The organism is Maribacter sp. LLG6340-A2 (assembly GCF_045057105.1).
Lineage (GTDB): Bacteria > Bacteroidota > Bacteroidia > Flavobacteriales > Flavobacteriaceae > Maribacter.
The window spans coordinates 789,770-805,523 of sequence record NZ_CP159332.1; the positions used below are offsets into that span (position 1 = coordinate 789,770).

Here is a 15,754-nt window from a genome sequence, read left to right on the forward strand (position 1 = left end):
GACGCAAATTTAAGTACAAAAACTTCGTTTTCATAATTATTACCCCATAATTTAGACAATACAACGAGCTATCTTTTTTAGGTATCGTTTTTGTTTACCTTTACTGCGTAAAAAGCTATCAAATGCGATATTTCGTTAAACTTATTGTACTTCTGTCATTTTTGCAAAACGTTACTGCACAAGTACAGAAGGAGGTTAATCCGCCAAGTCATATAAAATCTATCATTTTTAAAGGACCAACGGATGACCAATTCCCCGTTATAAAAATAGGAGAGCCCATATATCTTGAATTTGATGATATACTGGCCAATGAACAGGACTATTATTATAAAATAACTCACTGCGATTATGATTGGAAAAAGTCTGCGCTATTAAAATCCCAGTACTTGGACGGGGTAGACAATCAACGTATAGTCAATTACGAAAACAGCTACACCACCTTAGAAACCTACAGCAATTATCAACTTACTATACCCAATGACAATGTTCGCCTTAAGGTAAGCGGCAATTATCTTATTGAAATCTATAACAACAATTATGAACTACAGTTTTCAAGAAGGTTTGTCGTCTATAAAGATCTGGTGAATGTTGGTGCCACCATAAAGCGTTCCAGAGATTTTAATTATTTGAACGAAAAGCAAGTTGTTCAATTTACATTACAACCAAGCAGTTTGCGCTTAGTAAACCCTAAAAAAGAAGTTAAGGTCGCCATTTTACAAAATTATTACTGGCCTACTGCCATTTACAATGTTCCACCCCAATATACCATTGGCAATGAACTTGTTTATAAATATGACCAAGAAACGGCGTTTTATGGTGGAAACGAATTTTTACTTTTTGATACGAGCGACCTTAGAGCTCCCAGTTCGCAAATTTCAAGCATTGAACTTTCTGACCTGTACAACCATTACCTATTTGCGGACAAACCAAGAAATGATCAATCTTACACCTATTTTCCAGATATTAACGGAGATTTCGTTATAAGAACCTTGCAGGGCGACGATGCCTCTAGGGAGGCAGAATACACCATGGTCCATTTTAGCTTACCCTACACGGAATACATTGCCTTGGACGATGTTTACGTGTTCGGCAAATTCAACAATTATGCGTTGACAGATGAAAACAAAATGACGTATAATGAGGATACGGGCATGATGCAAGCTACCATAAAAATGAAGCAAGGATTTTACAACTATAAATATGTATTAAAAGATAACAATGATATTGATTTAAATGCCGTAGACGGTAATTTTCACTTTACCGAAAACAATTACATTGTTTTAGTCTACTATAGAAATTTTGGCGATATGTACGACAGTATCATAGGCGTTGGATCGGCCAACTCAAGAAATATAACCAACTAATGTATCTTTACGTTTTTCATCGCTTATGAAAAACACACCAACCACCAGAACCACCGGCAGATATAAATTACAATATAGAGGCGTTGAATGCCTTAATTGTGGACACCCTTTAGATTTGAGCGATAAATATTGCCCAAACTGTTCACAGGCAAACAGCACAAAAAAAATCTCACTTCTAGATTTTTTTGAAGAGTTTTTCACCAATATCCTTTCTTATGATTCCAAGATTTTACAAACCCTTACGGCGCTGCTATTAAGACCGGGAAAAATAACGAAAGACTATATTGCCGGCAAGCGTTTATCTTATACCAACCCTTTTCGGTTTTTACTGAGCTTGTCCATTATCTATTTTTTACTGATCAGTTTAAGCGGTGAGCTGGAAGCTTTGAACAGATTTGGTTCCGAAAACAAAGAGTCTATATTCAATTTAAAAAAGCAGTTGAACAACCTAGAATTTGACTCGGAAGAAGAAAAACAGCAAGCGTTAGCAGTAATTGACTCTTTAAACAAACAACGATTTACTGGCACTAAAATAAACAATAAGGATTCCCTACTCCTATCTAACCCAATTCAGCATTTTAAGGAGGTCAACCAAAAAGGTATTGCCGCAAGGTTTTTTGAAAAAATACAATTTTTCAATACCATAATACAAAACGATACGATTTACACGTTTAAAGAAAGCACTGCTAAATATAAGATTAGCAACTCTACAGAGAATGAAATGGCCTATAACCTATCTAACAGTTTAGTAGAAATTGAAAAAAGACCAGGGACATTCGTAAATACTTTAATTTCAAAATCGCCCTTTGCCACATTCTTCTTTCTACCCTTCTTTTCTTTGTTCATTTGGTTGGTCTACATCAGAAAAAAATACACTTATACCGATCATTTAATCTTTAGCTTCCACAATCAATCGTTATTATTTATCTTGCTCATTGTTAGCTATTTGGTAAATGCCATTTTTAATGTTGGTAGTGAGAGCCTATTTATATTGGTTTTCTCCGTCTATCTATATAAGGCAATGCGAAATTTCTATAACCAAGGTCGATTTAAAACTATTGTAAAATATTTATTCCTGAATACTATTTTCATAATTTTGGGATTTTTTGCGGTAACAATTTTAATAGCTGCTAGCGTATTTACTTATTAAGAATGATGATAACACAGGTAACCAAGGGCATAAAAATATCGGTTCAAACCAGTTTTGAGGGTACTTTCTTTAAAAATTACAAAATGCATTACGCATTTGGGTACACCATATGTATTGAAAATCAAAGTCAAGATGCCGTACAGCTCACTTCCCGCCATTGGAAAATATTTGATTCCTTAAACGATATGGAAACTTTGGATGGCGAAGGTGTTATTGGAAAAAAACCTGTAATTCAGCCCGGAGAATCACACACCTATAATTCCGGTTGTTTATTAACATCTCCTATTGGTGCCATGAAGGGCCACTATAATATGTCCAATTTTAAAACCACCGAAAAATTCAGGGTTTATATTCCTACTTTTAAATTTAGCGCACCCTTTACCTTGAACTAGTTCTTTTTAACCTTCTTATAAGTTTTAAGTCCAACACCGTTTTAGTACCTTTGGTCAACTTTTTAATTTTAAAATTTTGACAATGGGAAAAGGTTTTTTTCAAGTTCCAGAAGCTATTAATGAACCAATTAAAAGCTACGCTCCAGGTTCTCCAGAAAGAGCATCTGTATTGGAACAATATAAAGCATATTACAATAATAACGTTGACGTTCCTATGTACATAGGTTCTGAAGAAGTGCGTACGGGCAACACAAAACCCATGTCACCGCCCCACGATCATCAACATGTCGTAGGAACTTACCATACAGCCAACAAGCAAGATATACAGAATGCCATTGACAATTGTCTTTCCGCCAGGGATGCATGGGCCAATGTTAGCTGGGAGCAACGTGCCTCTATATTCTTAAAAGCGGCTGATCTAATAGCAGGCCCTTACCGCGCAAAAATTAATGCGGCCACTATGATCGCCCAATCTAAAAACATTCATCAAGCCGAGATAGATGCCGCCTGCGAGCTCATAGATTTCCTGAGATTTAATGTAGAATACATGTCCCAGATCTATGCAGAGCAACCAGAGTCCGCGCCAGGGATTTGGAACAGGGTAGAATACAGACCGCTAGAAGGTTTTGTATATGCCGTTACTCCTTTTAATTTTACCGCAATTGCAGGTAATTTACCCGCAAGTGCCGCACTAATGGGCAATGTAGTTGTATGGAAGCCAAGTGACAGTCAAATTTTTTCAGCAAAGGTTATCGTAGATATTTTTAAAGAGGCCGGTGTACCGGACGGGGTAATCAATGTTGTTTATGGTGATCCCGTTATGATTACGGATACCGTGTTGGCTAGTCCAGATTTTGCAGGTATTCATTTTACAGGTTCCACACATGTTTTTAAAGAGCTTTGGAAACAAATAGGAAACAACATACACACCTATAAAACATATCCTAGAATTGTAGGTGAAACCGGTGGTAAGGATTTTATATTAGCGCATCCTACCGCTAACACAAAGCAAGTAGCAACCGCTATCTCTAGGGGCGCTTTTGAGTTCCAAGGGCAAAAATGTAGTGCTGCCTCCAGGGTATACTTACCCAAATCTACTTCCAAAGAGATTTTGGAACTAGTAAAGGCAGATATCGACTCATTCAACAAACCGGGTTCACCGGAAGATATGTCCAACTTTATTACTGCGGTCATTCATGAAAACTCGTTTGATAAATTGGCAAAATTTATTGATCAGGCCAAAAAAGATTCCAAAGCGGAAATTTACGCCGGAGGCAATTATGACAAATCAAAAGGATATTTTATAGAACCGACCGTAATTGTTACAACAGACCCAAAGTACACAACAATGGAAACTGAACTTTTTGGACCAGTTGTTACGATTTATGTCTATGATGATGCGGATTGGAAAGACACTCTAAAATTAGTAGACACTACTTCTGAATATGCTTTGACAGGTGCGGTACTATCCAATGACAGGTATGCTATTGAGGAGGCAACCAAGGCACTACAAAATTGTGCAGGTAATTTTTATATTAATGACAAACCAACCGGTGCGGTCGTTGGCCAGCAACCTTTTGGAGGCGCAAGAGCATCTGGAACCAACGACAAGGCAGGTTCCGCACAGAATCTATTGCGTTGGGTTTCTCCTAGATTAATAAAAGAAACATTTGTTACCCCTACTGATTACAGATATCCCTTTTTAGGGTAATTTAAAAAAAGGCCGAATTTAAATTCGGCCTTTTTTATTGAAATTCTAAAAATAAAAGGTACATTGAAACATAAATTAATCTCTTAATACTCACTTAACACACTAATTATGAAAAAGTTACTCTTTTTAGTTCTAGTATGCAGTGCCTGTATTGTCCAAGCACAAGATGAATTAGCGCAAAACACCATTAAGGCCGTTTTAGCAGGAAACCAATCTCAAGTTATTCAACTTGCGGAAGCTTTCCCAGATGATAAATATGATTGGCGTCCTATGGAAGGTGTCAGTTCTGTTGGCGAAGCGCTATTACATGTAGCAGGTGGCAATTATTTTCTAGCATCCAAGCTTGGTTTTGCCCCACCGGAAGATGTTGATGTAATGAACCTGGGCAAAATAACCGGTAAAGAAAACATTATTGCCGCTTTGAAGAAATCCAATGATTTTGTACTGGAAAAAATTACATTGGTTGAGGACGGACAATTGAACGATGAAGTGGACTTTGGGTTTATGAAGGCAAATAAATTAGGTGGCCTACTTGCCATTATGGAACATAATGGGGAGCACAAAGGACAGTTAATAGCTTATGCCAGATCAAATGATATTGTTCCGCCATGGAGCAAGTAATTTTTTGGTAGACAAATTACGGCCTTCAATCATTCATTTGATTGGAGGCTTTTTAATAGGGAAAAATGGAAGAACATCACTAAAACCTACCCCTACAGAATAACTTCATGTCATTCTTAGCAAAGAATTCATTAAAACACTTAAGTACAGAACAATATCAATGTAAATTTAACGTTAATTAATTGTATTTTAAATGTTATTTGTTGAACTTAGAACTAAAATTGAACTGATTATGAAGCATGTACAGGAAAGATCTCGGGTTAACATACTATTAAAAATGGAAAACTTTTGGGAATATTTGAAGCTGTTTGCCAAAAAGCATCGAGCTTCATATTACTATAATTTATTTCATTAACCATACACACATTAAAAATCCCTAATGTGTAGGTCAAAAAAGAAATAAGTCACAACACCTTCCTGAAAACTAGAAACTTACCACTTAACCCTAAGAGGACATCAACCTCAACTTACTGCATTTTAACTTCTTATGGAAAATTTCCTCAAACCTATTTAGCTGAAGGATTAAATAACCTTGCCCTATTCAATAATAACCATTTGCTTGTAGAAAGTAAGTTAACAACAATACTTTTAGCGTCTAAAAGCTAGTATACTCCTAATAATTGGTTTAGAATATACATAATACGACTTGAAACCAATGTAAGTCATCTACCCTCTTCTATTTACCTAAAAAGATTCAAGGTTATATTCTCTCCCAATGATATTTTTATGCCTTAAATTCTAAAAATGAGGTATATGGAACATCTTATCTATCCTAAAAAGCAACCATTTTACCCTTTACAAGGGTCACTTTTGAAAAACTGAAATTTTTAATAACGTGAATTTTGGTTTGGAAAATTTAATAAACAACAACCTTTTAAATCTTATAAAAATTTTAATTCCATAACACCAACTTAGCACCTATAAGTACACATAAGCCTCATTTTCAGCTATTTTCAAGTTGGCAATTTTTATTAATTACTGCCGTTAATTAATAAAATTCAAAAATCAAACATGAAAAAAAGTATTGGCAAGGTAATCCTAGGTATTTTGCTTTCACCTTTTACCTTTATTCTAAATAGTTGTAGTCCTTTGGGCGAACCTGTGAATCCACAAATTTCCAAAAACCATTATTTCAATAAAAACAATACGGATGTTATTTGGAGTAGACAAGGTAATTGGTTTGCAATAGGCAAAACAGCCATGCAGGTAGATGTGCAATCTTTTGAAGTACTTAATTCCACTTTAAGCAAAGACCAGAACCAGATTTATTATTATTCCAAGCCTATCAATAAAAATGACATTTCCATTGAGCATTTCTATATTAAAGAAGGTGATTTAAACGAAGATATTGGGTTTGATGACAAACATGTATATATGTTTACAACTGAAGGTACTGATCCCAATGCCCAACTAAGTGCAACTATAATAAAAAATGCTAATCCTACCAGCTATTCTTATTACGATATAGATTGGGCGAAAGATGATAAAAACTACTATTATCGCAACCAAAAAGTACCCGTAGATTTTAAAAGTTTTGAACACTTAAATCAACACTACAGTGTAGATAAAGATTCTTGTTATGCCCATATAAATGGAAACTTTTATACCATTACCCAAGCAAACAAAGAAGGCTTTGACATATTAAAGGATAGTTATTATGCCTTTGATGCAAATACTATTTTTTATTTAAACTATCCAGAAAATGCATCTGAAGATTCTGCCATAACCGCTGTAAAGACATCTACGACCAAGGATGCCGTACTGTTGAGCCAAGAGTACTTAAAATGTAATAATCAAATATATTTTGTGGGTAAACCATTAAAAAATATAGATGCTCAAAACTTTGAGGTGATAGGGCGTTGGTACGGTAAGGATAAAACCAATGTATATTATAAGGACCAATTACTGCCAGAGGCAGATGCGGCAACCTTTTCTTTACAAGAGGAAGGGTACGGGGTTAAGGATAAATTTGGCACCTATAGAGAAGGTATGCTAGAAAAAGAACCAACAAATTAATCCTATTTGCCTGTATACTTCTGAGGCAGATATACTAGTTTTTTAGTTTCAAAAAAATCTTCTTTAAAATACTTGGTCAATTCATAAATTTGAGCGGTTCTGTAGTCCTTTAGTTCCTCTTCTAAATTCCCACCCTTTAAGTAAAGAATACCGTTACGGATATCATGTTGGGACACTTTCTTGATTTTTCCCTTAACCCAATGTACAAAGGTTGGCATTGCGGCTACTGCCCTACTCACAATAAAATCGAACTGACCCGGTATTTCCTCTACCCTCTTATTTATGGTAGTGACATTGGTCAATTGTAAACCCTCTACCACTTCATTGACCACTTTTATTTTTTTTGCAATGGAATCTACCAAAGTGAAATGAACATCTGGATATAATATAGCCAAGGGAATACCAGGAAAGCCACCCCCTGTACCCACGTCTAAAATGGAAGCCCCATTATTAAAGGAAGTAAACTTTGCAATTCCCAGGGAATGCAAAACATGTCTTAGGTACAATTCATCTATATCTTTTCTGGACACCACGTTGATCTTTTGGTTCCAATCCTTATACAACTCCTCTAGCTTCTTAAATTGTTCTTTTTGATTTTCCGATAAATTGGGAAAATATTCAAATATGGTTTCAACAGTCATCCGTATCTTTGTAAATAGATTTTATTAGTATATTCACTTTTGCAAAGATTTCGCTTTTAATTAAGCTATCAAACAATTATACATTCAATTAAGTTATAAAAAAATTAATATTACCCCATTATGGAACAAAAAACCATACGTTTCTCCAGAACGGATTCAGCAAAGTTCTTTAAAACTTTGAACAGTAGAGTAAACGATTATTTCAAAACCAATAAATTGAAGAAAACGGGAAACTGGAAATTACACTTAAAAACGGTAATTATGTTCACCCTTTTTCTTGCACCCTATTTTTTAATTCTAACCCTAGGCCTGCCCATATGGGCCAATGTTCTATTAACCATTGTTATGGGTATTGGCATGGCCGGTGTTGGTATGAATGTTATGCATGATGGTAACCATGGTGCGTACAGCAATAAGAAATGGGTAAATAAATTAATGGGTAGCAGTATTTATATATTGGCCGGTAACGTATATAACTGGCAGGTTCAACATAATGTGCTACACCATACCTATACCAACATCCATGAACACGATGAGGATATGGAAGCAGGTAGAATATTACGTTTTTCCAAACACGCAGAATGGAAGAAACATCATAGGTTTCAACATTTTTATTCTGTTTTCCTATACGGATTATTAACCTTTAACTGGGCCATTACTACAGATTTTCAACAAATGTATAGGTATATGAAACGTAAGCTATCTTACGGTAAACTACCTAGCGCCACACTAAACTGGAGCACTTTGATCATTACAAAAATTTTATACATCACTATCTGGATCGTTATGCCCATGTTGATACTTGATATTGCTTGGTGGAAAATTTTAATAGGCTTCTTCTTAATGCATTATGTGGCAGGTGTTATTCTTAGTGTAGTTTTTCAATTGGCGCATATTGTAGATGATGCGGATACTCCTTTGCCGGACCAAACCGGAACTATGAAAAACACATGGGCCATTCACCAATTATTTACGACGGTCAATTTTGGCACTAAGAACAGAATCGTTAACTGGTTTACAGGTGGGTTGAACCATCAGGTGGAACATCATATCTTCCCTAATATTAGCCATGTACATTACACAAAAATTTCAAAAATTGTGAAACAGACGGCACAAGAGTTTAATTTGCCTTATCATGAGTATAAAACAACTAGAAAAGCTATAATTTCGCACTTTAAACATTTAAAGGAATTAGGCAAAGAGCCTTCATTACAATATTAGAAATTTAAAGTACCCATGAGCAATCAACTTTCGGACAGAATTAACAGCGTTACCCCTTCCGCTACTTTAGAAATGGCCGCAAAAGCCCGTGAACTTAGGGCTGAAGGAAAAGATATTATTGGTCTTAGCTTAGGCGAGCCAGATTTCAACACCCCAGATTACATCAAGGAAGCTGCCATTAAAGCAGTAAATGAAGATTACAATTCTTACACACCTGTAGATGGGTATGTAGATTTGAAGAAGGCAATCATCACCAAATTCAAGAGAGATAATAACTTAAGCTATGAGCCTGCCCAAATCGTAGTTTCCACCGGTGCTAAGCAAGCTTTATATAATGTTGCCCAAGTTATTTTAAACCAAGGCGATGAAGTTATCTTGCCTTGCCCTTACTGGGTAAGTTACAGTGATATCGTAAAATTAGCGGATGGTGTACCGGTAGAAGTACCGACAACTTTGGAGAATGATTTTAAAATGACTCCTGAACAGTTAGAAGCCGCCATTACTCCCAAAACAAGAATGTTGTGGTATAGCTCTCCTTGTAACCCAAGTGGAAGCATATACAGCAAGGAAGAATTGCGCGCACTTGCAGATGTTTTGAAAAATCACCCTAACATTATTGTGGTAAGTGACGAAATCTACGAGCATATTAATTATGGTGTTACAAAACATGCTTCAATGGCCGAATTTGAAGACATGTATTACCGTACAGTTACCGTAAACGGAGTTGCAAAAGCATTTGCAATGACCGGGTGGCGTATAGGGTATATTGGTGCACCAGCTTACATTGCAAGGGCCACCAATAAATTACAAGGACAGGTTACCAGTGGCGCCAACTGTATTGCACAGCGTGCGGTAATTACAGCTTTAGAAGAGTCTCCAGACCGTATTACCTATATGGTTGATCAATTTAAGGAACGCCGAAAACTTATATTAGACCTATTAAATGATATAGAAGGCTTTAAATGTAATGAGCCCGAAGGTGCATTTTATGTTTACCCAGATGTTACTTCCTTTTTTAGAAAGACATTCAATGGTACCACAATAAACAATGCGTCTGACTTTTCAATGTATATTCTGGAAGCCGCCAATGTTGCTACGGTAACCGGTGATGCTTTTGGTAACGGTAATTGTATTCGTATATCATACGCCGCTTCTGTAGAGGAAATTAAAGAAGCAATGTCACGAATCAAGAAAGCGCTAAGCTAAATTCGCTTATTAACAAATAAAAAAAGTCTCTTCTAGTGAAGAGACTTTTTTTATTACCTTGTTTTCTACTTATGTGCTTTTCCAAAAATAAGGTGTTAGTAAAATAAGTACCGTAAACAATTCTAGCCTACCAGCTAGCATTAAAAATCCACACCACCATTTTGCAAGGTCTGGCAAACTATTAAAATTACTTACCGGGTTTAAACTTCCCAAAGCAGGGCCTACATTACCTAATGAAGATGCGGCACCTCCTATGGCAGTTTCAAAATCCAAGCCCAAAAAACCTAGGACCAAAGCCCCAATTATAAACAACAACATATACAGGACAAAAAAACCGATAATATTATAGACAATTTTTTCCTTGACTGTCTTATTGTTGTAACGAACCGGTATAATGGCATTGGTATGTAAGGTCCGTTTAAACTCCAGCACCCCATTTTTTATAATCAACAAATGCCTCATCACTTTAATACCTCCCGCAGTTGAACCTGCTGATCCCCCAAGAAAAAACAGACCAAAAAAGAATACGGTCAAAAATGGTGTCCATTGCGTAAAATCAGCACTTACAAATCCTGTAGTAGTTATAACAGATACTATTTGAAAAAGTGCATGCCTAAAGGCGCTTTCGGCATCACCCAAAACCATAGGATAACCCGGAGTCATATCTGTAATATTCGCCTTAAAATAAATTACGATTGCGACTATAAAGGTAAAAACAACTACAAATCCTGCATAATACCTAAACTCCTCATCCTTGAGTACTTTCTGAAACCTTCCTTTAAAGACAAAATAGCTTAAGACGAAATTACTTCCTGCCAAAAACATAAAAAAGATGATGATGTATTGTATTAATGGCTGATCGTTCCAATAGGCGAGACTCGCATTTTTAGTAGAAAACCCCCCCGTAGAAAGCGTTGCCATAGCATGGTTAATTGCATCAAAAAAAGACATGCCGGCCACTTGCAAAAGAATGGTTTCCGCAATGGTATACCCAAAATATATTAACCATAAGCGTTTTGCCGTATCCGTTATCCTAGGATGTAACTTATCCCCACTTGGTCCGGGCGCTTCTGCAGAAAAAAGCTGCATGCCCCCTATTCCCAATAAGGGTAAAATAGCAATGGCCAGTACTATAATTCCCATACCCCCTATCCAATGCGTTAAGCTTCTCCAAAATAAAATACCTTGCGGCATGGCCTCAATATCATCCATAATTGACGCCCCCGTTGTAGTATACCCGGATACCGTCTCAAAAAATGCATTGGTAACATTTGGTATTGCCCCGCTAAATAAATAAGGCAACATACCGGAAATGGACATGACGATCCAACCAAAGGTTACTATGATATACCCTTCTTTCTGTTTGACCTCTTTCTTATGCCCCCGTGTATAATACATGGCAAAAACCCCCACGAACATAGTGGTTATAGACGCCAATGTAATACTTAATGTAGCACCATCTTTATACACTCCACTTATCACCGCGGCCAATAGCATAAACCCCCCATTACACAATAAAAGAAGGCCCATTAAATGGAATATAATTCTGAGATTTAATTGCATACTAAAGGAACATTCGTTCTATTTTAGGAATCTCTGATGGCAAACAACATACTACAACCCGGTCTCCTTCCTGAATTCTGAACCCACCAAGGGCAATATGACCAACACCATCCCTTACAACACCACCTATGGTAGCTGCCTTAGGAAAATCCAAGTCCCTGATGATTGAACCGGTGACCTTAGAATTTCTTTTCACGATAAATTCCAACAGTTCGGCATTTAAATTGTTTAAACGCATTAAGGCTACCACCTCACCTTTTCTAATATGCCTAAATATATTATTCGCCGCCAATAATTTTTTATTGATCAAAGTGTCTATACCTATAGAGTGCGACAGCTGAAAATAGTCCATATTCTCTACTAGGGCAATGGTCTTCTTTATATGTTTTGATTTCGCTACCAAGCAAGACATAATATTAGTTTCGGAATTACCGGTAACGGCAATGAAAGCATCCATGGATTCCAGACTTTCTTCTTCCAGCAACTCTACATTTCTACCATCACCGTTAATAATTAACGCATTAGGTAGTTCATCCGCCAGGTCAAAAGCCTTTTCCTTATTCTTCTCTATTAACTTTACATTGAACTTATTGGCACATAGATCACGGGCGGTTTTATAGCCTACTTTACTACCCCCCAAAATCATTACATTCTTAATCTCTGCCTTTTTCTTACCGGTAAGCTTATAAAGTTCATCAACACCTTCTTTTACCGTAATAAAATATACCTGATCCCCTTCCTTGAACAAGGTATCTCCTCTTGGTATTACCGTATATTGTGTGCCTGTACGTTGAAGAGCTATAGGCATAAAATGAAGCTCAGGAAAAATATTTGCAGCTTCCTTTACCATTTTACCTACGAACGGGGCCGACTTTATTAAGGAAACACCAACCATGATCAACTCTCCTTCTTCAAACTCATAAGTATCGTTAAAAGCGGATTTATTGAGCAACAATTGTATTTCCGTAGCCGCCAATGCCTCTGGAGAAATCAATTCATCTATACCAAGATCAGAAAATCTTAAAAGGTCTTTATGACGTATAAACTCCGTATTTGAAATTCTGGCAATGGTACGTTTGCACCCCAATTGTTTTGCCAACATGCACAAGGTTAAGTTGGTCGTTTCTGAGGAAGTTACCGCAATAACCAAGTCCGAATCTTGTACTTGGGCATCACGCAATACTTCTATAGAGGTGGCATCGCCCTTTAATACCCGTATATCCAAATGATTGTCCGCATAAGCAAGACTTTCCTTTTGACTATCGATCAAGGTTATATCCTGTGATTCATAGGAAAGTAATTTAGCCAAATGAAAGCCAACCTCACCAGCACCAGCAATTATAATCTTCATTTACATTGTTAGACCGCTAAACATCAAGATAGTATCAGAAGTTTTTTCTTCACCTATGATCAATGGTAAGATTATCTTGATGACCGTAGCAATTATTATGGGGCAAAATTACATAATTTAATTAGTTTATTATTTATTTTCAATTCTTTAACCCAACAACTATCAACCCAATTCATAAAATTAGAATTTAGCATAAGGTATATTGTATCTTTGTAAAAAAATTGCAATGTCACAAAAAGTTACTCCTTACAAAGATTCTGAGCTTGGAAAAAAAGAACAGGTTACTAAAATGTTCGATACCATTTCCAAAAACTATGACGGCCTAAATCGTGTAATTTCTTTTGGCATCGATATAAAATGGAGAAAGAAAGTAGTTGAAATTTTAAAAAAAGAACAACCTAGCTCTATTCTAGATATTGCTACCGGCACAGGAGACTTAGCCATTGCCTTAACAAAAACAGGTGCCGAAAAAATTGTCGGTTTAGACATTTCACCTGGTATGCTAGAAGTTGGAAAAGAAAAGGTAACTAACAAAAATTTGGACAGCACCATTGAGATGGTGGTTGGCGATAGTGAAAACCTTATATTTAAAGACAATACTTTTGATGCCGTAACCGTATCTTTTGGAGTACGTAACTTTGAAACCTTAGCCACCGGTTTGGCAGAAATTCTTAGAGTTTTAAAACCCAACGGTACTTTAGTTGTTTTAGAAACTTCCGTACCTACCAAAACACCCTACAAACAAGGTTATAGCTTTTACACAAAAAACATTCTTCCATTAATTGGAAGGATATTCTCTAAAGATGATTCCGCTTACGGTTATTTAAGCGAATCCGCATCGGTTTTTCCTCATGGGGAAAAGTTCAACAATATTTTACGCGAAATTGGGTTTATAGATGTAACGAACAAACCTCAAACATTTGGGGTCGCATCAATCTATATTGCAAAAAAGTCCGCTTAAGGATCGTAAGTTTTGCTATATGGGTTAAGTGCATTACAATGGTAAACCAGGATATATGAAGATATGGTTTTTTATACCTTTATTGGTATTGATGACAACGACTTCGTTAAGTGCCCAATTTAACGAAAACCCTATATTAAATAAACAAAACGAGGACAAGAAATTCTTGAACTGGGGTTACTTCTTAGGATTAAACCAATACGATTTTAAATTTGAATACAAGGAGAACGCACCAGATATCCTGGTAAGCAAAAGCTTTGGTTTTAATGTAGGCCTGATCGGGGAAATGAGATTGAACGATCATTTGGACCTGCGCTTTGAACCTGGGTTACATTATGGGTCCCGTCTCATGGGTTTTCCCGGATTTGACGAGGAACGTGATGCCATTAGAGAAGTGAAATCTACCTACATCAATTTTCCTATACTTTTAAAAGCAAGTGCAAAAAGATTTGGAAACTGGAAACCCTTTGTAATTGGCGGGGGATCAAGAAGTTTAAATCTTGGTAGCAATGAAGATAGTTTAGACGATAATAGTTCCGGTACGTTTAGAATGAAAAAATGGGTGTACAACTACGAACTTGGTTTTGGTATTGATTTTTATTTGCAATACTTCAAATTTACCCCTTCTATCCGCGGCGTATTTGCCATAACCGATGAACTGGTACCGGACCTAGACCCCAACAGCCCTTGGACCGGAAATATAGAATCCATGAAAACCCGTGGTATTTTTATCAATTTTACTTTTGAATAGCAATTAGCAATTAGCAATTAGCAATTAGCAATTAGCAATTAGCAAAAAATAAATTTTTAAATCTACAGCACCTAGTTACTTTCTAATTTCATGAAGTAAGATGGCCGTAGCAGAGGCTACGTTTAAACTTTCTGTGGTTTCTCCGCCATATTGCGGAATGGTCAATCTATGTGTGCATAGTTTTGCAATAGCATCTGAGACTCCTTTACCCTCGTTTCCCATTACCATAATTCCTTTTTCTGGTAGCTGAGTAGTATTTACATTATCCCCATTCATAAACGTCCCATAGATTGGCAGTTGCGTTGATTTTAAAAAGGCATCCAGAGGCTTGTATTGAACATTTACTCTAGTAATAGACCCCATGGTAGCCTGTAATACTTTAGGGTTGTAACAGTCTACCGTATCCGTTGAGCAAACAATATCTACCACCCCAAACCAATCGCACAAACGTATAATTGTACCCAAATTTCCAGGATCCTGAACCCCGTCTAAAACCATGATCCAATCTGATTGAAACTCGTTTATCTTTTCTGGGATATAAAAAACACCTAAGAAGCCATTTGGGTTTTTCAAACTGCTTATCTGCGCCAATTCTTTACGGGAAATTAAATTGACCTTGTCCTTTGTAACATTTACCTCCAAAGGTTCCGTAACATATATTCCGTAGCACCTAAAATTAGAGTTTACCACTTCCTCAATAGACTTTTTTCCTTCAACCACAAATAGTCCGTGTTCATTTCGGTACTTTTTTTGCTGTAGACTTTTGATAAGTTTCAATTCACTTTTGACAACCATACAAATAATGT

General features: G+C 36.5%; 14 protein-coding genes. 10 read left to right on the forward strand and 4 right to left on the reverse strand.

The genetic code is table 11. The features are described from left to right. The first annotated feature begins 122 nt into the window (after positions 1–122). From ABVM52_RS03235 to ABVM52_RS03260, 6 genes are all read left to right on the forward strand, one after another. Positions 123–1,364: a DUF5103 domain-containing protein gene (locus tag ABVM52_RS03235; RefSeq protein ID WP_405383668.1), complete on the forward strand. Its 1,242-nt coding sequence runs from the start codon at positions 123–125 to the stop codon at positions 1,362–1,364. Positions 1,365–1,389: 25 nt separating this feature from the next. After that, positions 1,390–2,514, forward strand: a complete 1,125-nt coding sequence (locus ABVM52_RS03240) for a DUF3667 domain-containing protein (RefSeq protein ID WP_405383670.1) — start codon at positions 1,390–1,392, stop codon at positions 2,512–2,514. A gap of 5 nt (positions 2,515–2,519) precedes the next feature. Then, on the forward strand, positions 2,520–2,906 hold the full coding sequence (apaG, locus tag ABVM52_RS03245) for a Co2+/Mg2+ efflux protein ApaG (protein WP_405385093.1): 387 nt from the start codon (positions 2,520–2,522) through the stop codon (positions 2,904–2,906). A gap of 82 nt (positions 2,907–2,988) precedes the next feature. Further along, on the forward strand, positions 2,989–4,617 hold the full coding sequence (gene pruA, locus ABVM52_RS03250; RefSeq protein WP_405383672.1) for an L-glutamate gamma-semialdehyde dehydrogenase: 1,629 nt from the start codon (positions 2,989–2,991) through the stop codon (positions 4,615–4,617). Positions 4,618–4,725: 108 nt separating this feature from the next. Continuing rightward, a complete protein-coding gene (locus ABVM52_RS03255) occupies positions 4,726–5,238 on the forward strand; it encodes a DinB family protein (RefSeq protein WP_405383674.1) in 513 nt (170 codons plus the stop codon). Positions 5,239–6,249: 1,011 nt separating this feature from the next. After that, on the forward strand, positions 6,250–7,254 hold the full coding sequence (locus ABVM52_RS03260; RefSeq protein ID WP_405383675.1) for a DKNYY domain-containing protein: 1,005 nt from the start codon (positions 6,250–6,252) through the stop codon (positions 7,252–7,254). 2 nt (positions 7,255–7,256) lie between these two features. On the opposite strand, the gene rsmG is transcribed toward ABVM52_RS03260, so the two are convergent. Continuing rightward, positions 7,257–7,895, reverse strand: coding sequence for a 16S rRNA (guanine(527)-N(7))-methyltransferase RsmG (gene rsmG / locus ABVM52_RS03265; protein ID WP_405383677.1), 639 nt, complete (start codon positions 7,893–7,895; stop codon positions 7,257–7,259). A 120-nt stretch (positions 7,896–8,015) separates the two neighbouring features. Between rsmG and ABVM52_RS03270 the strand changes: the two genes are divergently transcribed. Continuing rightward, a complete protein-coding gene (locus ABVM52_RS03270) occupies positions 8,016–9,116 on the forward strand; it encodes a fatty acid desaturase family protein (RefSeq protein WP_405383679.1) in 1,101 nt (366 codons plus the stop codon). Between the two features lie 15 nt (positions 9,117–9,131). Beyond that, a complete protein-coding gene (locus ABVM52_RS03275) occupies positions 9,132–10,322 on the forward strand; it encodes a pyridoxal phosphate-dependent aminotransferase (RefSeq protein WP_405383681.1) in 1,191 nt (396 codons plus the stop codon). A 69-nt stretch (positions 10,323–10,391) separates the two neighbouring features. On the opposite strand, the gene ABVM52_RS03280 is transcribed toward ABVM52_RS03275, so the two are convergent. Next, positions 10,392–11,885: a TrkH family potassium uptake protein gene (locus tag ABVM52_RS03280; protein ID WP_405383683.1), complete on the reverse strand. Its 1,494-nt coding sequence runs from the start codon at positions 11,883–11,885 to the stop codon at positions 10,392–10,394. Position 11,886: 1 nt separating this feature from the next. After that, entirely contained in the window at positions 11,887–13,236 is a 1,350-nt protein-coding gene (trkA, locus tag ABVM52_RS03285; protein WP_405383685.1) for a Trk system potassium transporter TrkA, read from the reverse strand. A 226-nt stretch (positions 13,237–13,462) separates the two neighbouring features. Here trkA and ubiE point away from each other — a divergent pair, with 226 nt between their 5' ends. Next, positions 13,463–14,197, forward strand: coding sequence for a bifunctional demethylmenaquinone methyltransferase/2-methoxy-6-polyprenyl-1,4-benzoquinol methylase UbiE (ubiE, locus tag ABVM52_RS03290; RefSeq protein WP_405383687.1), 735 nt, complete (start codon positions 13,463–13,465; stop codon positions 14,195–14,197). Between the two features lie 55 nt (positions 14,198–14,252). Continuing rightward, a complete protein-coding gene (locus ABVM52_RS03295; protein WP_405383689.1) occupies positions 14,253–14,948 on the forward strand; it encodes a porin family protein in 696 nt (231 codons plus the stop codon). Between the two features lie 75 nt (positions 14,949–15,023). Here ABVM52_RS03295 and ABVM52_RS03300 read toward each other — a convergent pair whose 3' ends face one another. Further along, entirely contained in the window at positions 15,024–15,743 is a 720-nt protein-coding gene (locus ABVM52_RS03300; protein WP_405383691.1) for a TrmH family RNA methyltransferase, read from the reverse strand. Between the last annotated feature and the right edge of the window lie 11 nt (positions 15,744–15,754).

Bases quoted from the DNA above. Each gene is read 5' to 3' on its own strand.
- ABVM52_RS03235 (WP_405383668.1), top strand. From the start codon at position 123: ATGCGATATTTCGTTAAACTTATTGTACTTCTGTCATTTTTGCAAAAC.
- ABVM52_RS03240 (WP_405383670.1), top strand. From the start codon at position 1,390: ATGAAAAACACACCAACCACCAGAACCACCGGCAGATATAAATTACAA.
- apaG (WP_405385093.1), top strand. From the start codon at position 2,520: ATGATAACACAGGTAACCAAGGGCATAAAAATATCGGTTCAAACCAGT.
- pruA (WP_405383672.1), top strand. From the start codon at position 2,989: ATGGGAAAAGGTTTTTTTCAAGTTCCAGAAGCTATTAATGAACCAATT.
- ABVM52_RS03255 (WP_405383674.1), top strand. From the start codon at position 4,726: ATGAAAAAGTTACTCTTTTTAGTTCTAGTATGCAGTGCCTGTATTGTC.
- ABVM52_RS03260 (WP_405383675.1), top strand. From the start codon at position 6,250: ATGAAAAAAAGTATTGGCAAGGTAATCCTAGGTATTTTGCTTTCACCT.
- rsmG (WP_405383677.1), bottom strand. From the start codon at position 7,895: ATGACTGTTGAAACCATATTTGAATATTTTCCCAATTTATCGGAAAAT.
- ABVM52_RS03270 (WP_405383679.1), top strand. From the start codon at position 8,016: ATGGAACAAAAAACCATACGTTTCTCCAGAACGGATTCAGCAAAGTTC.
- ABVM52_RS03275 (WP_405383681.1), top strand. From the start codon at position 9,132: ATGAGCAATCAACTTTCGGACAGAATTAACAGCGTTACCCCTTCCGCT.
- ABVM52_RS03280 (WP_405383683.1), bottom strand. From the start codon at position 11,885: ATGCAATTAAATCTCAGAATTATATTCCATTTAATGGGCCTTCTTTTA.
- trkA (WP_405383685.1), bottom strand. From the start codon at position 13,236: ATGAAGATTATAATTGCTGGTGCTGGTGAGGTTGGCTTTCATTTGGCT.
- ubiE (WP_405383687.1), top strand. From the start codon at position 13,463: ATGTCACAAAAAGTTACTCCTTACAAAGATTCTGAGCTTGGAAAAAAA.
- ABVM52_RS03295 (WP_405383689.1), top strand. From the start codon at position 14,253: ATGAAGATATGGTTTTTTATACCTTTATTGGTATTGATGACAACGACT.
- ABVM52_RS03300 (WP_405383691.1), bottom strand. From the start codon at position 15,743: ATGGTTGTCAAAAGTGAATTGAAACTTATCAAAAGTCTACAGCAAAAA.